This is a genomic window from Mesorhizobium sp. P2_H9 (assembly GCF_056403215.1).
In genome coordinates, this window is record NZ_JBFUFX010000002.1 from 11,934 (window position 1) to 33,611 (window position 21,678).

Here is a 21,678-nt window from a genome sequence, read left to right on the forward strand (position 1 = left end):
CCTGACGTCGCATGCCTGCCGGTGAACCGGGCCGGTATGCGGTGCGTAACGGAAAAAATAACCGACAGGGTGTGGATCACATGAAACGTATCGTTCTCGGCCTTCTGGCCGCAACTGCAATGGTTCTCCCGGCTTTCGCCGCGGATGTCCAGCCGGCCATCCTCTACGATCTCGGCGGCAAGTTCGACAAATCCTTCAACGAGGCTGCCTTCCACGGCGCCGAAAAGTTCAAGACCGAAACCGGCAACGCCTATGTCGAGTTCGAGGTGTCCAACGCTTCGCAGCGCGAGCAGGCCCTGCGCCGCTTCGCCGAGGACGGCCGCAACCCGATCGTCATGGCCGGCTTTGCCTGGGAGGATGCGCTCAAGGCGGTCGCGACTGAATATCCTGACCTCAACTTCGCCATCATCGACGATGCTGTCGATCTGCCCAATGTCCGCTCGCTTGTCTTCAAGGAGAATGAAGGCTCCTATCTCGTCGGCATAATGGCGGCGATGGCCTCGAAGTCCAAGAAGGTCAGCTTCATCGGCGGCATGGACATTCCGCTGATCCGCAAATTCGAATGCGGCTATGTCGGCGGCGCCAAGTCGGCGGGTGCGACCGAAGTCATCCAGAACATGACCGGTGACACCCCGGCGGCGTGGAACGATCCGACCAAGGGCGGCGAGATCGCCAAGACGCAGATCGACCAGGGCTCCGACGTGGTCTATGCCGCGGCCGGCGGCACCGGCGTTGGCGTGCTGCAGGCGGCAGCCGATGCCGGCAAGCTCGGCATCGGCGTTGATTCCAACCAGAACGGCCTGCAGCCCGGCAAGGTGCTGACCTCGATGCTGAAGCGCGTCGACGTTGCCGTCTACACCGCTTTCATGGACGGCAAGAACGGCACCTTCAAGGGCGGCCTGCAAAATCTCGGCCTCAAGGAGGGCGGCGTCGACTACGCCATGGACGACAACAACAAGGCGCTCGTCACCGACGAGATGAAAGCCGCCGTCGAAAAGGCCAAGGCCGATATCATCGCCGGCACGGTCCAGGTGCACGACTACACCACCGACAACGCCTGCCCGTATTGATCCTGCCAAATAGATTGCAAACCGCCGGGCATCGTCCCGGCGGTTTTGTTTTGAGCAAGGTTTTGCCGCGTGAAACGTCGGCGCGCCCGGCCGCCTAAAACTTTCCCACGAGATAACCCAGCGCAAAGGCTGCAATCAGCCCGAGGGCGATGACGGTTCCGCGCCGGCCGCCGAGCGCGTGCAGGCCGACGCCGTAAGGTCGCCGGCTAAGGCCCTGGATCATTGCCGGCGGTCTCACATCGCTGCTGTCGAGGCTGGACAGGCGCATCTGTGGCAGTTCGGCGATGCGTTGGGTGATCAGTTCCCAGCGATTGTCGGGCTCTGCGCCCGTTGCCTCAGTGCGATCGAAGATGTGCATGCGCTCGGCCAGCCGCATCACCGCGTCGCGGAAGGCGGGGTCGATCTCCAGATCGCGCTCGGCGCGCTCGCGGTCCCGGTCGTTCATCAGGCCAAGCACATAGTCGCCGGCCCGCGCAACGCGATCGCTTTCACTGGCCATCGTCTCCTCCTACCAATGCGGCGGCTTGGTCACTGGCACATCGGATGCAGACTGTTCCTCCAGCGCCAGAAACCGTTCGCTCAGTGCATCGAGCTTGCGCTGCATGCGCTCGATCACCTTCCACTGCTCGGCGATCTGGCCGGACAGTTCGTCGATGGTCTTCTCCTGCTCGGTGGCGCGGATTTCCAGCGTCGTCAGCCGGTCGGCAGGCATGATCATTTCTAAAAATCCCTGGTCTTGGCCCACGCAGCTGCAAAAAGCTGCGAATTTCGGATTCGCCATATTAGCGAATGTGAAGGTCGCGGCCATGTTGGAAATTGACAAGCACGCAGGGATTTGTCGAGAGTGAACACCGCTTCGGCCGATTGGCATGGGCGGGGCATCATGCTAGGCGTTTTGACCAAGCGATAAAAAAATAAGAGTGGGACAGGCTGCATGGCGCAAGCCGCAATCGAGCTTATCGGCATCAACAAGAGTTTTGGCGCCGTGCGCGCCAACCGCGACATCAATCTGGAGATCGCCCGCGGCACCATCCATGGCATCGTCGGCGAGAATGGCGCCGGCAAGTCGACGCTGATGTCGATCCTCTACGGCTTCTACCAGGCTGACAGCGGCGAGATACGCGTCGGCGGCAAGCCGGCGTCGATCAAGACATCCAATGACGCCATCGCGCTCGGCATCGGCATGGTGCACCAGCATTTCATGCTGGTCGACAATTTCACGGTGCTGGAAAACATCATCCTGGGCGCCGAAAGCGATGCGCTGCTGAAAAAGAGCATCGCCAAGGCACGCTCCGAACTCGAACGTCTCGAACGCGAATACGGGCTCGAAGTCGACCCCGACGCGATCATCGAGGAATTGCCGGTCGGCCTGCAGCAGCGCGTCGAAATCCTCAAGGCGCTCTATCGCGGCGCCGAGATCCTGATCCTCGACGAGCCGACGGGCGTGTTGACGCCAGCCGAAGCCGACCACCTGTTCCGCATTCTCAAGCAATTGAAGGAACAGGGAAAAACGGTGGTGCTGATCACTCACAAGCTGCGCGAGATCATGGCCATCACCGACAGCGTCTCGGTCATGCGCCAGGGCACGATGGTGGCGACGCGCGAGACAGCTAAGACCACTGTCGAGGAACTGGCCGAGCTGATGGTCGGGCGGCGCGTCCTGCTCCGGGTCGAAAAGGGCGAGGCGGAAGCCGGCAACGTCAAGCTCGCGGTCAAGAACCTGACGGTGAAGGACCAGCGCGGTGTTACCATGGTCGACGACATCTCCTTCGACATCCGCGCCGGCGAGATTGTCGGCATTGCCGGCGTGGCCGGCAACGGCCAATCCGAATTGCTCGAGGCGATTTCCGGCATCAGGCGCGCCGTTTCCGGCTCTGTCATGCTCGACGGCAAGCCGATAGACCTTACCGGGGCCGCCGATCCCGGCGAGTTGCGCGACCGTGGGCTGGCCCATGTGCCGGAAGATCGCCATCATGTCGGATTGGTGCTGGCCTTCGAGGAGAACGAAAATTCCATCCTCGGCTATCACGACGACCCCCGCTACCTCAAAGGACCGTTCCTCAACATCGATGCCATCATGGCCGATGCCAAGGACAAGATCGAGAAATACGACATCCGTCCCGGCAATCCGCGCCTGAGGACAGCGAACTTCTCTGGCGGCAACCAGCAGAAGATCGTGCTCGCGCGGGAAATGGAACAAGACCCGGGTGTTCTCATCGTCGGCCAGCCGACGCGCGGCGTCGACGTCGGCGCCATCGAATTCATCCACAAGCGGCTGATTGCCATGCGCGACCAGGGCAAGGCGGTGCTGGTGGTGTCGGTCGAACTCGACGAGATCCGATCGCTGTCCGACCGCATCCTGGTGATGTTTGCCGGCCGCATCGTCGGCGAGCGCGGCCCGGAGGCGACCGAAGGCGAGCTCGGCCTGCTGATGGCGGGTGTCGAGCGCCAGGAGGCCGCAGAATGAGCACGCCTTACGCCAAGCTGCCGGCCTGGGCCGACTATGGGCTGATCCCGCTGATCAATTTGTCGGTCGCCTTCATCGTTGCCGGCTTCGTCGTCATGTTGGTGGGCGAAAACCCGCTCCGCGCCGCCGTCATCCTGGTCGAGGGCGCCTTCGGCAAGGGAACCGGCATCGCCTTCACGCTGTTCTACGCCACCACTTTCATCTTCACCGGCCTGTCTGTGGCGGTGGCCGCGCATTGCGGCCTGTTCAACATCGGCACAGAGGGCCAAGCCTACATTGCCGGCCTCGGCGTCGCCGTGGTCTGCCTGACCTTCGACAGCGTGCTGCCATGGTGGCTGACCTTTCCGCTGGCAATCATCGCCGGGGCCGCGGTTGGCGCGCTATGGGCTTTGATCCCGGCCTATCTGCAGGCCAAGCGCGGTTCGCACATTGTCATCACCACCATCATGTTCAACTTCATCGCCGCGTCGATCATGGTCTATCTCCTGGTCGGGCTGTTGAAGCCGGCAGCCTCGCAAGCGCCGCAGACCCGCAACTTTCTCGCCGGCGCCGAACTCCCCAAGCTCAACTGGATCATCGAACTGTTCGGCGCCAAGATCCGCTCGGCGCCCTTCAACATCTGCTTCCTGCTGGCGCTGGTGATGGCTTTTCTGGTCTGGCTGCTGATCTGGCGCACCAAGCTCGGCTACGAGATGCGCACCTATGGCCACAGCCCGAAGGCAGCGCGCTATGCCGGCATTTCAGAGACCCGCATCATCATCGTCGCGATGATGATCTCGGGCGCGCTGGCCGGCATGATGACGCTCAATCCGGTGATGGGTGACCAGCACAATGTGGCGATCGACTTCGTCTCCGGCGCCGGCTTTGTCGGCATCGCCGTGGCGCTGATGGGCCGCCTGCATCCGGTCGGCATCGTGCTGGCGGCGATCCTGTTCGGCATGCTCTACCAGGGCGGCGCCGAACTCGCCTTCGAGATGCCGGCGATCAGCCGCGACATGATCGTCATCATCCAGGGTCTGGTTATCCTGTTTGCCGGTGCGCTGGAGCATATGTTCCGTCCCTATGTGCAGGCGCTATTCGCCTCGTTCAGTCCGAGGTCGGTCGGCATTGAAGCGGTCAAAGGGAAGGGCGCCTGAGATGGATGTGTTCATGGCCATCGTGCAGATACTCGACTCGACGATACGCCTGTCGGTGCCGTTGCTGCTCGCCTGTCTCGCCGGCCTCTATTCGGAACGCGCCGGTGTCTTCGACATCGGGCTGGAAGGCAAGATGCTGGTCGGCGCCTTCGCCGGCGCCGCCGCCGCCTCGGTCATGCATTCGGCCCTTCTCGGCCTCGGCATGGCGATCGTGATGTCGGTCGCCTTTGCACTGGTGCATGGCTTTGCTTCGATCACGCACCGCGGCAACCAGATCGTCTCCGGCGTGGCGATCAATTTCATCGCTGCTGGTTCGACCATCATCCTCGGCCAGGCCTGGTTCCAGCAAGGCGGGCGCACGCCAGCACTGCAGCCGGGCGAACGCTTCGAGGCCATCACCTTGCCCGGCGCCGATACTGTCCGCGACGTGCCGATCCTCGGACCGATCTATGCCGAGCTTCTGTCCGGCCACTCCATCCTGGTTTATCTCGCATTCGCGATGGTGCCGTTTACCTGGTGGGTGCTGTTTCGCACCCGCTTCGGCCTGCGCCTGCGCGCGGTCGGCGAGAACCCGGCCGCCGTCGACACCGCCGGTATCTCTGTCGCCTGGCTGCGCTACCGGGCGCTGATCTGCACCGGTATATTGACCGGCATTGCCGGCGCCTATCTGTCGATGGTGCAGAATGGCGGCTTCGTGAAGGACATGACTGCCGGCAAGGGCTATATCGCGCTGGCGGCGCTGATCTTTGCCAAGTGGAGGCCGGTCAATGCCATGTTCGCCTGCCTTCTGTTCGGCTTCCTCGATGCCGCGGCGATCCGCCTGCAAGGCACGCCACTGCCGCTGATCGGCAAGGTGCCGGTACAGTTCATGCAGGCACTGCCCTATATCCTCACCGTCATCCTGCTTGCCGGCTTCATCGGCAAGGCGATCCCGCCGCGCGCCGGCGGCGTGCCTTACGTCAAGGAACGCTAAGCATGATCCCGAACCACAGGTCCGCGTCAGCGAAAAGTGGGACCCGGTTTTCGGACAAGATCATGCGAGAGAAAGACTAAATGGCTCATGATCTGTTCGAAGCGGCGCAAGCCGCCATGGCCAAGGCCTATGCGCCCTATTCGAAATTCCCGGTCGGGGCTGCGTTGCGCACCGACGACGGCCGGGTTTTCGTTGGCGCCAATGTCGAGAACGCGTCCTTTCCGGAAGGCTGGTGCGCCGAAACCACAGCGCTCGGCCACTACATCATGGGCGGCGGCGGCAAGATCACCGAGGTTGCGGTGATCGCCGAGCGCACAGGCAAATGCTCGCCCTGTGGCGGCTGCCGTCAGCGACTCGCGGAATTCTGCCAGCCGGAAACGAAACTCTATCTCTGCGACAATACCGGCGTGGTCGAGACCATGACCATGGGCGATATGCTGCCCTACGGCTTCCGCGGCGACATTTTGAAATGAAGAACTGGTGAAATGAAGAGCTGGCTGAAATGAAGGAAGCGCTGGATCATCTCGTTGAACGGCTCGACGGCTTGGCGCCGACGACAGCGCTGGTGCTGGGCTCGGGCCTAGGCGGCCTTGTCGACCAGGTCGCGGACGCGGTGCGCATTTCCTACGCGGATTTGCCGGGCTTTCCCAGAAGCGGCGTCACTGGCCATGCTGGCGAGGTGGTGGCGGGGCTTTTCGCCGGCACGCCGGTGCTGATGCTGTCCGGCCGTGCCCACTATTACGAGCACGGCAACGCGGCGGCGATGCGGCCGGCGCTGGAAGTGCTGGCGGGCATCGGCATCACCAAGCTGATCCTGACCAATGCCGCCGGTTCGGTCGATCCGGAGATGGGGCCGGGCTCGGTGATGCTGATCACCGACCACATCAATTTCTCCGGGTCCAATCCTCTGATCGGCGAGCCGAGCGACCGGCGTTTCGTCGGCCTGACCGAAGCCTACGATGCTGGCATTCGCTCGGCGATCGAGAAAGCGGCGAAGGCGGCGGGCACGGCGCTGCACAAGGGCGTCTATATGTGGTTCTCCGGCCCGTGCTTCGAGACGCCGGCCGAAATCCGCATGGCGCGCATCATGGGCGCCAATGCGGTCGGCATGTCGACCGTGCCGGAGGTCATCCTTGCCCGCTTCCTCGGCCTGCGTGTCGCTGCCTGCTCCGTCGTCACCAACCTTGCCGCCGGGATGACCGGGGCAGAGCTCTCGCATCAGGAAACCAAGGACATGGCGCCGATCGGCGGCGCGCGGCTGGCGACGATCCTTAGCCGTGTGTTCCAGGATGGGCTGCCGGAGAGTAAGGTCTCGGCCTGATGCTTCCCCAGGAAATCATCCGGCGCAAGCGCGACGGCCAGAAGCTGTCGACGCAGGAGATCGCCGCTTTCATCGAGGGCCTGACCTCAGGCACCGTCTCGGACGGCCAGGTCGGCGCCTTCGCCATGGCGGTGTTCTTCAACGGCATGAGCCGCGACGAGGCGGTGGCGCTGACGCTGGCCATGCGCGATTCCGGCGACGTGCTCGACTGGTCGGACCTGCCGGGACCGGTCACCGACAAGCATTCGACCGGCGGCGTCGGCGACAATGTCTCGCTGATGCTGGCGCCGATCGTCGCCGCCTGCGGCGCCTATGTGCCGATGATATCAGGCCGGGGTCTCGGCCATACCGGCGGCACGCTGGACAAGATGGATGCCATCCCGGGCTACATCAGCCAGCCCGACATTGCGCACTTCCGCAAGACGGTGCTCGAAACCGGATGCGCCATCATCGGCCAGACCGCCGACCTGGCGCCCGCCGATCGCCGGCTCTATGCGATCCGCGATATCTCGGGAACAGTCGAATCGGTGCCGCTGATCACCGCCTCGATCCTGTCGAAGAAGCTTGCCGCCGGCCTGCAGTCGCTGGTGCTCGACGTCAAGGTCGGCAACGGCGCCTTCATGGAGAAGTCGCGTGACGCGACTGCATTGGCCAACAGCCTGGTCGAGGTCGCCAATGGCGCCGGGCTGAAGGCCTCGGCACTGGTCACCGGCATGAACGAACCGCTGGCGTCAGCGGCCGGCAATGCGGTCGAGGTGCGCAATGCGGTCGACTTCCTCACCGGCCGGGTCCGTGACAAGCGGCTGGAGGATGTGACGCTCGCGCTGGCGGCCGAGATGCTGCAGTCGGCCGGGCTGGTGTCGTCCAACCAGGACGGCATGCGGCGTGCCGCCGAGACGCTCGCCGGCGGCCGCGCCGCCGCCATCTTCGCGCGCATGGTGGCCGCCCTTGGCGGTCCCGCCGACTTTGTCGAGAAGCCGGAAAAATATCTGCCGAAGGCGGCAACGGAGTTCGCGGTCAAGGCGACGGCCAACGGCTTTGTCACCGGTATCGCCACTCGCGACATCGGGCTCGCCGTCGTTGGCCTCGGCGGTGGGCGCACGCGGCCGGATGACAGGATCGACCATGCCGTCGGCATCACCAGGCTGTTGCCGGTCGGTGCGGAAGTGCGGGCCGGCGAGGCGCTGGCGCTGGTCCATGCCCGCACGGTATCGGATGCGGAGGCGGCGGCCGCCGCTGTGCTTTCCGCCTATACGATCGGGGCTTCGAAGCCTGCGGCGGACAAGAGCGTGATCCGGCGGATCCTGCCGCGCGGGTAGGCAGAGGCGGGAAGGCTCTTCTACTGGACGAGCAGCAGCGTGCCGTTTTCGACCTGGTATTTCCCAAGCCGCTGCAGAAAGCTCATGCCGATCAGGTTGGTGTGCAACGCCCGATCGTCAAGCACGACGGCCTGGATGTCCTCGACCGTGATCTTGCCGATCTGCAGGCGATCGATGCTCACCACCGCTGCCTTGATGACGCCGTTGGCGGTGTTGACCTGCTGGTTGAAGTCCGCCTGGTTGAGCGAAAAGCCGATCCTGCGTGCCGTCGATGTGTTGATGGCAACCAGCGTGGCGCCGGTGTCGATCAGGCCGTCGACCTGGCGGCCGTTGAGCTTGAACGAAGTGGTGAAATGCCCGCGCGCGTCCGCCGCGACCAGAACCTTGCGGCCGAGCGGTTGCTGTAGCGGCGGCTTGTCTGGCACCGCGGCCAGCTTCAGTTGCGGTTCTGTCGCACGCTTGGCCTCAGCCGCCGAATTCGACTGGCTGTCGAACATTTCAGGATTCGATTGATAGGCGAACGGGATCAATACCGACGCTGCGGCAAGCACGCAAAAGATGAGAACTGTGCGCAGCATGGGTCGGCCTTTGTGTGCGCCGACACTAATCCCGACATGGTGTTTGCGGCTTTAACGCGCGCCGAAACCGCGCCGTTGCGTAAACGACCGGTAAACGGCCGTCACGATTATTTCGTCCCGTACATGCGGTCGCCGGCGTCGCCGAGGCCGGGCATGATGTAGCCTTTCTCGTTGAGCTGGCGATCGATGGAGGCGGTGAAGACCGGAACATCCGGATGCGCCTTGGTGAAACGCTCGATGCCTTCGGGCGCCGCCAAGAGGCAGAGGAAGCGGATGTTGGTGGCGCCGCGTCCCTTCAGCTTGTCGATGGCCGCGATCGCCGAATTGGCGGTGGCCAGCATCGGGTCGACGACGATCACCAGCCGGTCGGCGAGGTCGCTCGGCGCCTTGAAGAAATATTCGACCGCTTCCAGCGTCTCGTGATCGCGGTAGAGGCCGATATGGGCGACGCGCGCCGCCGGCACCAGATCGAGCAGGCCTTCGAGCAGGCCGTTGCCGGCGCGCAGCACCGAGGCGAAGACCAGCTTCTTGCCCTCCAGCGTCGGCGCTTCCATGGTTTCGATCGGCGTTTCGATGGTGGTCGTGGTCAGTTCGAGGTTGCGGGTGACCTCATAGCCGAGCAGCAGCGAGATCTCGCGCAGCAGCCGCCGGAAGCCGGCCGTCGAGGTCTCCTTCTTGCGCATGATGGTCAGCTTGTGCTGGACAAGCGGGTGGTCGACGACGGTGACGCCCTGCATGGTGTTCTCCTAAATGCATTTCGCCCAAAAGCGCGCGCATAAGTCCCTTCGGAGCGCCGCGCTACAGGCTGCTGGAATGACCCTAGCGACAATGCGCCGGCCAAGGAACCGTTTGGCCCGCGCCGACCACAGTTTTGTCGGGAGAAATCAGCGCGCGCCGCCGTTGAGCCTGGCGAGCAGCGCGGCCTTGGTCTTGCGATCGACGAAGGCCGCCTCGATGGCGGTCCGGGTGACCGCGGCAAGCGCCTTGTCGTCCATCGCAAAATGCTCGGCGGCGATGGCGTATTCGCGCTTCAGCGACGTCCAGAAATAGGGCGGGTCGTCGGAGTTGAGCGTCACCTTGCAGCCCGCCGCTTTCAATGCCGGAAAGGGGTGGTCGGCGAAGCTGTCGAAAACCTTGAGCGCGATGTTGGAACCGGGGCAGCATTCGAGCACGACGCCTTCGTCGGCGATGCGCCGGACAAGGTCGGGGTTCTCGATGGCGCGCACGCCGTGGCCGATGCGCGACGGGCGGATGTGGTCGAGCGCCGCCTGGACGCTCTCCCAGCCCATCAGTTCGCCGGCATGGACGGTGATGCCAAGTCCGGCCTCGCGGGCAATCTCGAAGGCCCTGACATAGTCCTCGAAGTCGCCTATGCGCTCGTCGCCGGCAACGCCGAAGCCCGTTACGAGCGGGTGCCCGCAGCGGGCGGCGAAGCGCGCCGCTTGCTCGATCGATTCGACGCCGACATGGCGCACGCCGGTGACGATCATGCGGCCCTCGATGCCGGTCTTGGCCTTGGCGCGGGACATGCCTTCGCCGAGCGCGTCGGTATAGGCCTTGGGCGACAGGCCGGCTTTTTTGGCGTGGTCCGGCGAGGTGAAGACCTCGGAATAGATGGCGCCGTCGCGGGCGAGACTGGTCAAATAGTGATCGGCCAGCCGGGCATAGTCCTCTTCCGTCCGGAACAGGTCGGCGGAGAAATCATAGGCGGCGAGGAACGAGGTGAAATCGTGCCAGACGAAGGAGCCGTTCTGGATGTAGGGTGAGGTGTCCTTGCCGTACTTTTGCGCCTGGCTGATGACGAGTTCGGGCGCTGCCGCCCCTTCGATGTGGCAGTGCAGTTCTGCTTTCAAAGGCATTCAATCATCCCGTCAGGTCAATCCGGGTCGTGGCCTCATAGGCATCTTGCCACGACAAGGAAGCGCGGCCGAACACCGCGCCTTAAACAATAGCGCCCGCACCATCGATCGGCTATGGTCCCGCCGGTTTTATGACGGATCAAAATAATGTCAGTTGAGAGAACCACGGCCGCGGGCGGCATGGAAACCTCCTATGGTTTCAAGCATGTAGGGGCAGGCGACAAGCAGTCCCTGGTCAACGACGTTTTCCACAAGGTCGCCAACCGCTACGATCTGATGAATGATTTGATGTCGGCTGGGCTGCACCGGCTGTGGAAGGACGCCATGGTGACATGGCTCAATCCGCCGAAACGGCCAGGCTGGAAGGTTCTCGATGTTGCCGGCGGCACCGGCGACGTCGCCTTCCGCATCGTCGAGGCGAGCCAACGCAATGCCCATGCCACGATCCTCGACATCAACGGCTCGATGCTCGCGGTCGGCCGTGACCGGGCTGAGAAAAAAGGCCTTTCCGACAACACCGATTTCGTCGAGGCCAATGCCGAGGAATTGCCTTTCCCCGACGCCACCTTCGACGCCTATACGATCGCCTTCGGCATTCGCAACGTGCCGCGCATCGATGTGGCGCTCAGTGAAGCGTTCCGCGTGCTCAAGCCCGGCGGGCGCTTGCTGTGCCTCGAATTTTCCGAGGTCGACATGCCGCTGCTCGACAAGGCCTATGAGGCCTGGTCGTTCAACGCCATTCCCAGGATCGGCAAGGCGGTCACCGGCGACGGCGAGCCTTATTCCTATCTGGTCGAATCGATCCGCAAATTTCCCAACCAGCAGAATTTTGCTGCCATGATCACCCGCGCGGGCTTCGACCGCGTCTCCTTCCGCAACTATTCGGCCGGCATCGCCGCCCTGCATTCGGGCTGGAAGCTTTGAGGCGAGTGCAGCCATGAGCACAGTCGGCGCTGCTTTCCGGCTCGGACGGGCCGGCTGGGTGCTCGTGCGCGAGGGTGTCGTCGCCGCCTTGCCGGGCGACGAGCTTTCCGGCCTGCCTAAATTCGGCTGGCGCCTGGCGCGGCTTTTCACTCGCCGCCGCGCGCTTGCCTATGAACGCGGCGACCGACTGGCCAAGGCCGTCGTTCGGCTTGGTCCGTCTTACGTCAAGCTCGGCCAGTTCCTGGCGACGCGGCCCGACGTCGTCGGCAACGACATGGCGCTCGATCTCGCCATGCTGCAGGACAAGATGCACACCTTTCCGCAGGCCGAGGCGGTGGCGGCAATCGAAGCTTCGCTCGGGCGCAAGATCGGCGAGCTTTACGTCCGTTTCGGCGATGCCGTCGCTGCCGCCTCGATCGCCCAGGTCCACACCGCTGAAACCGTGCAGAACGGTATCGCGACCCAGGTGGCGGTAAAAGTCATCCGGCCGGGCGTGCGCCGCCGCTTCTTCCACGATCTCGAAAGCTATTTCCTCGCCGCGCGGCTGCAGGAAAAATACATCCCGTCGTCGCGCCGCCTGCGGCCGGTCGAGGTGACTGAGACGCTGGCGCAAACCACCAAGGTCGAGATGGATCTGCGGCTCGAAGCGGCAGCGCTTTCGGAACTGGGTGAGAACACCAAGGACGATCCCGGCTTTCGCGTGCCGTCCGTCGACTGGGAGCGCACCGGCCGCGACGTGCTGACCATGGAATGGGTCGACGGTGTCAAGATGAACGACATTGCCGGCCTCGCGGCCGCCGGCCACGATCTCAAAACCATCGCCGGCAACCTGATCCAGTCGTTCCTGCGCCATACGCTGCGCGACGGGTTCTTCCATGCCGACATGCACCCGGGAAACCTGTTCGTCGAGGCCAACGGCACCATCGTCGCGGTCGATCTCGGCATTGCTGGCCGCCTCGGCAAGAAGGAGCGCCGCTTCCTCGCCGAAATCCTCTATGGCTTCATCACCCGCAACTATCTGCGTGTCGCCGAAGTGCATTTCGAGGCCGGCTACGTGCCGCGCCAGCACAATGTCGCGGCCTTCGCGCAGGCGATCCGCGCCATTGGCGAGCCAATCCATGGCCAGCCGGCCGAAACCATCTCGATGGCCAAGTTGCTGACGCTTTTGTTCGAGGTCACCGAGCTGTTCGACATGGCAACGCGGCCCGAACTGATCCTGCTGCAGAAGACTATGGTGGTGGTCGAAGGTGTCGCCCGCACGCTCGACCCGGCCTTCAACATGTGGAAGACGGCCGAACCGGTGGTTGGCGACTGGATTGCCGGCAATCTTGGCCCGCGCGGCCTCTTGGTCGACGCGCGCGACGGCGCCAAGGCAATGCTGGCGCTGGCCCGTCAGGCGCCGGAACTCGCTGCCCGCACCGAGCGGCTGTCGCGTGAGATCGACCTGATGGCCGAGCATGGGCTGCGCTTCGATGAGACGACCGCGCGTGCGATCGGCAAGGCCGAAGCGCGCTACAGCCGTTCCGGCCGGCTGGCGCTATGGGTGATCGCGCTGACGCTGATCTATATTGCGTGGCGGATTTTCTGACAGCCTGCCGTGAGTGGCTTGCCTCGAATTGATTGCATTGCTAGCATTGCATGCGGCAACGGTTGAACAGAGTGCAATCACATGGCCAATATCACGATCCGCAATCTTGACGACGAGGTCAAGGAACTGCTGCGGCGGCTTGCTGCAGAGAACGACCGCTCGATGGAGGAGCAGGCGCGGGTGATGATCCGGGCCGCGGTCGAGGGCCAGGTCGCTCCGGCGGGCCGCATCGACGAGATCGAAAGGACGCTGCGTGAACTGATAGGCTCGCGCCAGCAGGCGGCGCCCATTGCTGCCGTATCAGGCAAGGTCGCCCTGAGAGGCAGCCTCTCCGGCAAGCGCATCCTGCTCATCATCGGCGGCGGCATTGCCGCCTACAAGACGCTCGACCTGATCCGCCGGCTGCGCGAGCGAGGGGCTGCGGTGCGGGTGGTGATGACGGCGGCGGCGCAGGAGTTCGTGACCACGCTTTCGGTCGGCGCGCTTTCGGCAGACCATGTCTTCACCGAGCTGTTCGACGGCAATGACGAGCACGACGTCGGCCATATCAGGCTGTCGCGCGAGGCCGACCTTCTGGTGGTCGCGCCGGCTACCGCCGATTTGATGGCGAAGCTTGCCAATGGCCATGCCAACGATCTGGCCTCGACCGTGCTGATCGCCACCGACAAGCCGGTCTTGATGGCGCCGGCGATGAACCCGAAAATGTGGGCGCATCCGGCGACCCGCCGCAATCGCGCGACGCTCGGCAAGGACGGTATCGCCTTCATCGGCCCGGCCAAGGGCGAGATGGCCGAAAGCAACGAGGCCGGCGAAGGCCGCATGGCCGAGCCGCTGGAGATCGCGGCTGCGATCGAAGCGCTGCTCGACAGCAGGCCAAAGCCACTGGCCGGCCGAAAGATCATCGTCACCTCAGGACCGACGCATGAACCGATCGACCCGGTGCGCTACATCGCCAACCGCTCGTCCGGCAAGCAGGGCCATGCCATCGCCGCTGCCCTGGCTAGGCTTGGCGCCGATGTACGCCTCGTCTCCGGTCCGGTCGGCATTGCCGATCCGGCCGGCGTGACGACGCTGCATGTCGAAACGGCGGCGCAGATGAAGGACGCGGTCGAACAACTTCTGCCGGCGGATGCGGGCGTGTTCGTCGCGGCGGTCGCCGACTGGCGCACGGCGAATTCGGCCGGCGAAAAGATCAAGAAGGTGGCGGGCGAGGGGCCGCCGGCGCTGCAGATGGTTGAAAATCCGGACATTCTCGCCGGCGTCGGTCATCACAAGATGCGGCCCGGCCTGGTCGTCGGCTTCGCTGCCGAGACGCAAGACCTCGTCAACAATGCCGAGGCCAAGCTGAAGAAGAAGGGCGCCGATTTCATCGTCGCCAATGATGTCTCGCATGACAGCGGCGTCGGGTCTTCCGGCGTCATGGGCGGCGATCGCAACCGGGTGCGGATCGTATCGAAGGCCGGCGTCGAGGAATGGCCGGAGATGAGCAAGGACGAGGTGGCGGCGCGGCTGGCAGCGCTGATCGCGGAACGGCTGAAGACAGTCCTGGTCTGACTATCTAACCGGTCGCCTCCTGTGGCCGGTCGATCGCCGCCGAAATCCTCAGCGCGGCGAGGCAGCCAAGAATCCCCAGCGGCACGAAGGCGAGGAACAGCCAGGCGGCGACGTTGGCCGCCGCTTCGCGGTTCAGGCCTTCGGAAAACCCGCTGGCGTTGGCGACGATGCCGGTCAGCGCGGCGCCCACCGCATAGCCGATGCGCTGCATGGTCGGCACGGCGGCCGAGGCGATGGTCTGTTCGTCGTTGCGCGCCGACGCGACGATGACGCGGGTGACGAAAGGCCAGGCGATGCCGAAACCGCCGCCCTGTAGCAGAGCGCAAAGCAGGATCAGCGGGATCGAACCCGCCGGCACCGTATAGGCGAAACCGGCGATACCCGCCGCGATCATCACCGCGCCACCGACAATGATCAGCCGTTCGCGCTCCGGCGGCGCGTTGGCGACGAGAATGGACAGGATCGACCAGGCGATCGATTCGGCGGCGATGATGTAGCCTGTGGTCAGGATCGGAATGTCGTGCAGGCTGGTCAGGATCAGCGGCCCGTAGACGCCGAAGGAGCAGGTCGCCACCGAAAAGGCGGCGACCATGGTCATGCCGGCGCCGACCGGCGAGCGCCATGAGAACAGAAGCGACGGAAACAGCCGCGAGCGCGGCTTCAGCGCGTCGACGCGGACAAACAGCGCAAGCCCGATCAGGCCGAGGATCAGCAGCAGCGAGGAGCGCAGCAGGGCGATGTCGACGCCGGCGGTGGCGATCAGCACAACGCTGACGGCGAGGCAGCCGAGAGCGGCGTAGGGGAAGGGCGGTGCTGTGCCGATGATCGCCTGCGGCCTGGTTGCTTCGGGAGTGTCGAGCACGATGAAGCTCGCAAATGCCATGGCCGTGCCGCCCAGCGTGAAGATCCCGAAAGCCCAGCGCCACGACAGCAGGTCGGTCATGACAGCGCCGAGCAGCGGTCCGCTGAAGGCGGCGACGCCCCAGATCGCAGACATGACGCCGAACAGTTGCGGCCAGATGGCGCGTGCAAACAGCCGCTCGACCGAGACGAAGGCCAGCGACACCAGCGCGCCGCCGCCAAATCCTTCGATCAGGCGGCCGGTCAGGAACAACGGCATGGAAGGCGCTGTCGCGCAGATCAGCGCACCGGCGGCATAGAGCAAGGCGGCGACGACCATGTTGGTGCGCAGCGGGACATAGCTCACCAGTCGTCCGGCGGCCGCACCGGCGACGATGGCGCCAAGCTCGTAGATAGCCAGCGACCAGCCGACCAGTTGCACGCCGGCGAGGTCGCCAACCATCGCCGGCATGATTGTCGCCACCATCGTCTCGTTGGTGGCGTGCAGCAGGATGCCGAGGCTGATGAAGCAGAAGCGGGCGAGGTCGCCGCTCGCCCACAGCGCGCGCCAGTCCACTCTGTTTTTGCTGATCTCGGTCATCATTCTTACCCTGCCTTGCATATCTCTATGTCGTCGCATGGCACCAGAAGCCAGTGAGGATTTCCGGCGGGGCCATACGCGCTGCTTCAGTCAGGGCAGGCTTCTAAAACCTCAACCGTGGTTGAGTTCAAGCGACTTTTTTTGTGAGACGTTCGCGATTGGTAGAGAGCATCTCAGCTTCGTCATCCAGGGGTCTCCACGACGCCGCGTCGCGGCTGCTTCGCCCGTGGATGACGAGGCGTCAATTCGCCGTACTGCGCAGCTGGAACTGGCTGACGCCGATGGCGATGTTCATGCCGGTCTGCGTCTGCAGGCTGAGCGGCTGCAGCGTGAAGGCCTGCGAGGAGCCGCCGACCAAGAGATTGGCGCCGGCGCCGACCGCTGCCCTCACTTCGGCGCTGGCGCCGACATAGTCGCCGGCCAGCGCGCCCGGTGCATAGATGTTCTTCAGCGGCGTCAGCACCAGCCACTGCATCACCGTCTGCTTGGTCGTGCCGATGTCGAGACCGTATTTGTTGACGACGCCGAAATAGGCTTCCGGCGCGAAGCTCTTGTCTGCCGGGGTGAAGGTGCAGCTCAGATCCTTGGTCGAGCCGAAGATGAAACCGGTGCCGCCGCCGATGGCGCAATCGAGCGTGCCGAGCTCGATGCCTTGGTCCTGCGCATGAGCCTGTCCGGCAAGTGCGGCGGCAATGATTGCGGCGACGATAACGGTCTTGAGCACGGCGGTTCCCCCAAAAGCATGCGGCGCGAAACAGTATCCTGTTCCGCGCCGCGCGTTGAGGGGCGAAATGCGGTTACTTGAACGAGTGGATCAGCTCCAGCGAGGTCACGGCGACCGCCACATTAACGCCCGTCTGCGCCTGGACGCTGAGCGGCTCCAGCACAAAGGCGCCATCCAGCCCGCCGACCAGCAGGTTGGCGCCGCCGCCGGTCACCACGCTCGCCTCGGCGTTGACGCCGTAATAGTGGCCGGCAAGGTCGCCCGCGTCATGGCCGCGGGTGGCGGCCAAAACCGCCCACACCAGCTGGCCCTGATGCGTCTGGCCGAGATCGACGCCGAGCTTGGAGATCATCCCCGTGTATTTCTCGGACGGTCCATGGTGGTACGGGCGGAAGGTGCAGTCGACGCCCTTGTTCGACGTGACGACGTAGCCGACGCCACCGTCGATGGTGCAATCGAGCGTGCCGAGTTGAAGCTTGCCGGCGCTGGCGGGAGCGACGAAAGCGGCGCTGGCGAGCGCCACGGCACAGATGATTTTCTTGATCATGGGTCAGTCCTTTCGAAAATTGCCTTCAACAACGGTTGAATGGCCCGGAGCGTTCCGCCGAAAACTTGGCGCGATCAAGGCAAGGGTTAACGCTTTGCCTTCGGTGGTTAATATAGGGCGACAGTGGTTTTGGTCGTTCGGGCGGAGCGCTCAGTGGCGCCACAGACGCCCAAGCGCTGACCAGGCCTTTTCCAGGGGGCCCTGGTCCGGCAGGTCGATCAGCACCGTGCCATGGAAATCCTGGGGATAGCGCCGGTAGAAGTCGATATCGTTGACGATCCGCCGTCCAGGAATTGCGCGACGCATATCCGGATGCGGCTTCAGCGGCGGATGGGCCAACTGACTTGCTTGCTCAGCCAGCTCGCCAAAATCCTGGTGCGTGAGATCGTCGACGTCGTAGGCGATTTTCGAACGGACATAGCCATTGGCGTTGATGCGACGGGCAATGAACTTCAGCATCTCCCAGATCGGGTCCTGGTTATCGTCCGATCCGCCGTTCTCCACGGCCAGGATGAGGTAAAAGGCCGGCTGCCCCAGCCAGAACATGGTCAGCGCCGTGGCCTTGTCACATTCCGGCTGGCGCGCGATCCAGAACAGCGGGTCGATGTCCCAGTCCCAATTGAAGTCCAGCACGGCCCGGTGCCAATCGTCGGGCGTGGCATTTTCAAGCCAGGCGATCTGTTGCTTGATGTCGTTCTCATCCATCGCCGTGCCACTCGCGTCCCGCAGCTGCTGATGCCGACCTTTGCCTATTCGCGCCTTGCACATTGGCACGCAAAGGTTGCGATTTTGCTGCGCGGCGCGCTTTAAGGCTAGCCGGATCAGGACTGGAACACTGTCGAAAAAAGCCGTCGCTGGTGACGGCAGGCATCGCGCTGGCTGCTATCAGCCGGCGGCGGCGCTGGCAGTGCGCGACAGGCCGTCCTTGGCCGGCTGGTAGGTCGGGTCGAGATGGACCGCCTCGCGATAAGCCTTCGACGCCTTGACCTTGTCGCCGCGCCGCTCATAGACCAACGCCTGGTTGGCCCAGGCCTCGGCATTCTTGCCGTCGAGCTTGATGGCCATGTTGAAGTCGGCGAACGCGTTGTCCTCGTCGTTCATGGCGAGGTAGGAAAGGCCGCGGCCGTTGTACGGTTCGGCGGCGTCCGGCGCCAGCGAGATGGCGGTCGAGAAATCCTCGATGGCGAAGGCATGCTGGCCCTGGCTCTGATAGATCAGGCCGCGATTGTGGTAGGCGCGCGCATCGGTCGTGTCGAGCTGGATCGCCTTCTGGAAATCGTTGAAGGCGTCCTGGGTCTTGCCTGCCTTGCGATAGAGATTGCCGCGGCCGATATAGGCGGCGTCATAATTCGAATTGATCTGGATCGAGCGGTTGTAGTCAGCTAGGGCCGCCGCCTGATTGCCGAGGAAGCGCTGGATCAGCGCCCGGTTCGAATAGGCTTGGTAGAAATTCGGATTGAGCTGGATGGCGGTGTCGAAGTCGTTCAGCGCCGCCTGATACTGGCCACCGCGGCCATAGGCCGAGCCGCGCACATTGTACCCTTCCGGATCCTGGGGACTGCGCTGGATCACGGCCGACAGCGAGGAGATGTTCTCGGTCGAGCCCTGCGCCTTGTCGATGTTGTTGAATTCGCCGGTCGGGGCCGTCTGGCAGCCGGCGAGCACCAACCCGGAAATCAGGGCTGCCGTCAGGGCAAAACCGCGCAATGCTGTCCTGCGCTCTACGCTGATTGCGTTCATGTCTGCCCTGTCCTCACTTCAGTCGCGTCGCTCGGTCCGGGTCCCCCCTCCGGGCCGGGTCACACGTCAAAACAAAAAGGTGGCGGCGATTCCGCATCGCGCCACCTTGGATATCCTTCAAAAAGGACGAAAAATTGGCGTCAGAACCGCGGCGGACGCGGAGCGCCACCAGGACCGCCGGCAGCACCAGCCGCCACCGGGCGCGGCGTCATCGGCAGCAGACCTTCGCGCTGGGCACGCTTGCGGGCCAGCTTGCGGGCGCGGCGCACGGCCTCGGCCTTTTCACGGGCGCGCTTCTCGGAAGGCTTCTCGTAATGTCCGCGCATCTTCATTTCGCGGAAAATGCCTTCGCGCTGCATCTTTTTCTTGAGCGCGCGAAGCGCCTGATCAACATTGTTGTCGCGGACGAGTACCTGCACGGGCAATCCTGTCTTTCGGGTTTGATATCAACAGGCAAGCGGCCATAGCCACTAGCCTCCGCGGCGGTTTACACCACGAATTGTGGCGGCTGATAGCAGAATCAGGCCGCGCTGTCCACAGCCGAAATGCAAGGCGGCGGCCAAAGCGCAGCCGGTTGCGGCGAGATAAGTGGTCAACCTAAGCCGTGGCCAGGTGAAGCTCTTCGAAACCCTCGAAGAATTCGCCGTAGTCGCAGGTTATTTCCTCGCCCGCCGCAATGTCGCGAGTCGCGATGGCTCCGCCATACTGCGAAAAATCCGTGTTCGGCCTGTCGGCATGGTTCATGAAGCGCCCATTGTCGACCTCGTAGACCATGAAGCCGGGCCGGTCGGGGCTTGGATAGGCATATCTGTCGAGCAATTCCCTGAGATGCGCGGGTGCTGCTTCATATCTTTCCATCGGGATCAGCCGGTCGAAGTCCGGATCGAGCCGCCAGATCGACGCCCCCTTGCTGATCGGGTCGGCGGCGAACACGCCGACGCCTTCGATTGCACTCGCAGCAACATAGGTTCTGATCAGCAGCATGGTTCCCGCCCGTCTTCGAACAGAAGTCTTCGAAGACAGACGGAATCGCCAAATCGCATCGAAAAAGCAAGGCCGGTTTTGAGACATTGTGGCCTGCGCGCGGGTGCGTTGGCCGCAAAACCCTTCACGTCCGGTTGATCGAGACGCCGCCATCGGCAAACAGCGCCGTTCCGGTGGTGAAGCTCGACGCGTCAGAAGCGAGATAGAGCGCCGAGCGGGCGATCTCTTCGGGCCGCGCGATGCGCTTCAGCGCATGCAGGCCTTCGACGAAAGCCAGTACTTCGGGACCGGCATCCGGCGCGTTGGTGATGCTTGCCGGCGTGTCGGTGCCGCCCGGCATCAGCGCGTTGACCCGCACGCCTTTCGGGCCATATTCGGCGGCGAGCACCTGCGTCAATCCGATCAGCCCGGCCTTGCTGGCGGCATAGCTGGTCATGCCCGGCATGCCGACCGTGTGGCCGACAAAGGTCGAGGTGAAGATCAGCGAGCCGCCGCCACGTTCGACCATAGCCGGCACCTGATACTTCGCGCCGAGGAATGCGCTGGTCAGATTGGTGTCGAGCGTTTCTTGCCAGCCTTTGAGCGACAATTCCGAAATGGGACCCATCGCGCCGACCGAGCCGACATTGTTGAAGGCGATATCGAGCCCACCGAACCTGCCGACCGCGAGATCGACGAGGGCTTTGGCATAGGCTTCGTCGGTGACGTCGCCGGCAAGGGCGATTGCGGTGCCGTCGGCGTCCTCGATTTCGGCGACGAGCGCGTCAAGTTCCGCCTGGCGGCGGGCCGCGACGATGATCCTGGCGCCTTCCTCGGCAAAGAGTTTTGCCGTGGCGCGGCCGATGCCGGAACTGGCGCCGGTGACGATGGCGACCTTGTTGGCGAGTGCGAGCATTTTCTGCATCCTTTGTTCGCGCCAGCTTCGCCGGCAATTGGATGCTTGGTCGCAGACAGGGGCAGTGTGAGCCACCCGATACCTGCGAAGGCGGCCCCAACAGAGCTATTGCTTCAGCAGCCAGCCGAGCCGGTCGAGCGAGAATGCGTAGCTGATGACAATCAGCAGAGCCATGATGATGCCCGTGGTGGTGTAACCGGCCGCATAGAAACCGGCCGCGCCGCCGAACAGGATGACGAGTTCCAGTACCAGCCGCACCGCGCCCGGAACCGGGACGGGAGCCTGGCCGGATCGGCTTGGATCGTTGAGCACGGCAAAGGCCCCCCAGAGCGCGGCCGCGACAAGTGGCACGGCCAAGGCGAGGAACCAGCGCCACCATCCGCCTGAAAGGCTCCAGCCCGCCACGCCGAGGCCGAGCAAGGCGGCAAGCTCCAGCAAAAATCGCAACGTCAGATTCCACCTGGCGTTACCCAAATCGTCCTCCGAATCCCGAACCGGTGGGATAGTGGCGAAAGGCAGTCACATCAGCCAGCCCCGGATGCGTCATTTTGGTCGCGG

The 21,678-nt window shown here is 63.9% G+C and carries 24 protein-coding genes; 10 read left to right on the forward strand and 14 right to left on the reverse strand.

Annotated elements, in window-relative coordinates; genetic code table 11:
- Positions 1–80 precede the first annotated feature (80 nt).
- Positions 81–1,070 carry a BMP family lipoprotein gene (locus tag AC1DXN_RS03075; protein WP_477273363.1) on the forward strand — a complete coding sequence of 330 codons (990 nt, stop codon included), beginning with the start codon at positions 81–83 and terminating at the stop codon, positions 1,068–1,070.
- A gap of 94 nt (positions 1,071–1,164) precedes the next feature.
- Here the strand turns inward: AC1DXN_RS03075 and AC1DXN_RS03080 are convergent, their stop codons facing one another.
- Together AC1DXN_RS03080 and AC1DXN_RS03085 are read right to left on the reverse strand one after the other, a co-directional pair.
- Entirely contained in the window at positions 1,165–1,569 is a 405-nt protein-coding gene (locus AC1DXN_RS03080) for a hypothetical protein (RefSeq protein ID WP_477273361.1), read from the reverse strand.
- 9 nt (positions 1,570–1,578) lie between these two features.
- Positions 1,579–1,785 (reverse strand): SlyX family protein, encoded by a 207-nt coding sequence (locus AC1DXN_RS03085; RefSeq protein ID WP_477248594.1) that lies wholly within the window; start codon positions 1,783–1,785, stop codon positions 1,579–1,581.
- A gap of 219 nt (positions 1,786–2,004) precedes the next feature.
- On the opposite strand from AC1DXN_RS03085, the gene AC1DXN_RS03090 reads away from it, so the two are divergent.
- The 6 genes from AC1DXN_RS03090 (at position 2,005) to deoA (ending at position 8,286) form a co-directional block, all read left to right on the forward strand.
- Positions 2,005–3,537: an ABC transporter ATP-binding protein gene (locus tag AC1DXN_RS03090; protein WP_477273360.1), complete on the forward strand. Its 1,533-nt coding sequence runs from the start codon at positions 2,005–2,007 to the stop codon at positions 3,535–3,537.
- A complete protein-coding gene (locus AC1DXN_RS03095) occupies positions 3,534–4,673 on the forward strand; it encodes an ABC transporter permease (protein ID WP_477248579.1) in 1,140 nt (379 codons plus the stop codon). The genes AC1DXN_RS03090 and AC1DXN_RS03095 overlap by 4 nt, the downstream gene beginning before the upstream one ends.
- A 1-nt stretch (position 4,674) precedes the next feature.
- Positions 4,675–5,646, forward strand: coding sequence for an ABC transporter permease (locus AC1DXN_RS03100; RefSeq protein WP_477248578.1), 972 nt, complete (start codon positions 4,675–4,677; stop codon positions 5,644–5,646).
- A gap of 80 nt (positions 5,647–5,726) precedes the next feature.
- Entirely contained in the window at positions 5,727–6,119 is a 393-nt protein-coding gene (gene cdd, locus AC1DXN_RS03105) for a cytidine deaminase (protein WP_477273358.1), read from the forward strand.
- A gap of 29 nt (positions 6,120–6,148) precedes the next feature.
- On the forward strand, positions 6,149–6,967 hold the full coding sequence (locus tag AC1DXN_RS03110; RefSeq protein ID WP_477273356.1) for a purine-nucleoside phosphorylase: 819 nt from the start codon (positions 6,149–6,151) through the stop codon (positions 6,965–6,967).
- On the forward strand, positions 6,967–8,286 hold the full coding sequence (gene deoA, locus AC1DXN_RS03115) for a thymidine phosphorylase (protein WP_477273354.1): 1,320 nt from the start codon (positions 6,967–6,969) through the stop codon (positions 8,284–8,286). The genes AC1DXN_RS03110 and deoA overlap by 1 nt, the downstream gene beginning before the upstream one ends.
- A gap of 20 nt (positions 8,287–8,306) precedes the next feature.
- Here the strand turns inward: deoA and AC1DXN_RS03120 are convergent, their stop codons facing one another.
- From AC1DXN_RS03120 to AC1DXN_RS03130, 3 genes are all read right to left on the reverse strand, one after another.
- The gene (locus tag AC1DXN_RS03120) at positions 8,307–8,864 is read right to left on the reverse strand and encodes a TIGR02281 family clan AA aspartic protease (protein WP_477248570.1); all 558 of its coding nucleotides are present in this window, start codon (positions 8,862–8,864) and stop codon (positions 8,307–8,309) included.
- 107 nt (positions 8,865–8,971) lie between these two features.
- Complete coding sequence (gene upp / locus AC1DXN_RS03125; RefSeq protein ID WP_095084682.1) at positions 8,972–9,601, reverse strand: uracil phosphoribosyltransferase; 630 nt, start codon at positions 9,599–9,601, stop codon at positions 8,972–8,974.
- Between the two features lie 147 nt (positions 9,602–9,748).
- Positions 9,749–10,723, reverse strand: coding sequence for an adenosine deaminase (locus AC1DXN_RS03130; protein WP_477273352.1), 975 nt, complete (start codon positions 10,721–10,723; stop codon positions 9,749–9,751).
- A gap of 147 nt (positions 10,724–10,870) precedes the next feature.
- Between AC1DXN_RS03130 and ubiE the strand changes: the two genes are divergently transcribed.
- The 3 genes from ubiE (at position 10,871) to coaBC (ending at position 14,789) form a co-directional block, all read left to right on the forward strand.
- The gene (gene ubiE, locus AC1DXN_RS03135; protein ID WP_477273350.1) at positions 10,871–11,647 is read left to right on the forward strand and encodes a bifunctional demethylmenaquinone methyltransferase/2-methoxy-6-polyprenyl-1,4-benzoquinol methylase UbiE; all 777 of its coding nucleotides are present in this window, start codon (positions 10,871–10,873) and stop codon (positions 11,645–11,647) included.
- A 13-nt stretch (positions 11,648–11,660) separates the two neighbouring features.
- Positions 11,661–13,235 (forward strand): 2-polyprenylphenol 6-hydroxylase, encoded by a 1,575-nt coding sequence (gene ubiB, locus AC1DXN_RS03140; protein WP_477273348.1) that lies wholly within the window; start codon positions 11,661–11,663, stop codon positions 13,233–13,235.
- 81 nt (positions 13,236–13,316) lie between these two features.
- Entirely contained in the window at positions 13,317–14,789 is a 1,473-nt protein-coding gene (gene coaBC, locus AC1DXN_RS03145; RefSeq protein ID WP_477273346.1) for a bifunctional phosphopantothenoylcysteine decarboxylase/phosphopantothenate--cysteine ligase CoaBC, read from the forward strand.
- A gap of 4 nt (positions 14,790–14,793) precedes the next feature.
- Here coaBC and AC1DXN_RS03150 read toward each other — a convergent pair whose 3' ends face one another.
- From AC1DXN_RS03150 to AC1DXN_RS03190, 9 genes are all read right to left on the reverse strand, one after another.
- Positions 14,794–16,230 (reverse strand): MFS transporter, encoded by a 1,437-nt coding sequence (locus AC1DXN_RS03150; protein ID WP_477273344.1) that lies wholly within the window; start codon positions 16,228–16,230, stop codon positions 14,794–14,796.
- 241 nt (positions 16,231–16,471) lie between these two features.
- Entirely contained in the window at positions 16,472–16,954 is a 483-nt protein-coding gene (locus tag AC1DXN_RS03155; RefSeq protein ID WP_477421457.1) for a DUF992 domain-containing protein, read from the reverse strand.
- 73 nt (positions 16,955–17,027) lie between these two features.
- Complete coding sequence (locus tag AC1DXN_RS03160; protein WP_477273341.1) at positions 17,028–17,501, reverse strand: DUF992 domain-containing protein; 474 nt, start codon at positions 17,499–17,501, stop codon at positions 17,028–17,030.
- Between the two features lie 150 nt (positions 17,502–17,651).
- Positions 17,652–18,269: a DUF4274 domain-containing protein gene (locus AC1DXN_RS03165; protein WP_477273339.1), complete on the reverse strand. Its 618-nt coding sequence runs from the start codon at positions 18,267–18,269 to the stop codon at positions 17,652–17,654.
- Between the two features lie 117 nt (positions 18,270–18,386).
- Positions 18,387–19,241 (reverse strand): tetratricopeptide repeat protein, encoded by an 855-nt coding sequence (locus AC1DXN_RS03170; protein WP_477273337.1) that lies wholly within the window; start codon positions 19,239–19,241, stop codon positions 18,387–18,389.
- A gap of 140 nt (positions 19,242–19,381) precedes the next feature.
- Entirely contained in the window at positions 19,382–19,660 is a 279-nt protein-coding gene (gene rpsU, locus AC1DXN_RS03175; protein WP_023671138.1) for a 30S ribosomal protein S21, read from the reverse strand.
- Between the two features lie 178 nt (positions 19,661–19,838).
- On the reverse strand, positions 19,839–20,225 hold the full coding sequence (locus AC1DXN_RS03180; protein WP_477248551.1) for an SET domain-containing protein: 387 nt from the start codon (positions 20,223–20,225) through the stop codon (positions 19,839–19,841).
- 124 nt (positions 20,226–20,349) lie between these two features.
- The gene (locus AC1DXN_RS03185) at positions 20,350–21,120 is read right to left on the reverse strand and encodes an SDR family oxidoreductase (protein WP_477273335.1); all 771 of its coding nucleotides are present in this window, start codon (positions 21,118–21,120) and stop codon (positions 20,350–20,352) included.
- Between the two features lie 105 nt (positions 21,121–21,225).
- Positions 21,226–21,567 (reverse strand): DUF2568 domain-containing protein, encoded by a 342-nt coding sequence (locus tag AC1DXN_RS03190; protein ID WP_477273330.1) that lies wholly within the window; start codon positions 21,565–21,567, stop codon positions 21,226–21,228.
- Positions 21,568–21,678: the final 111 nt, after the last annotated feature.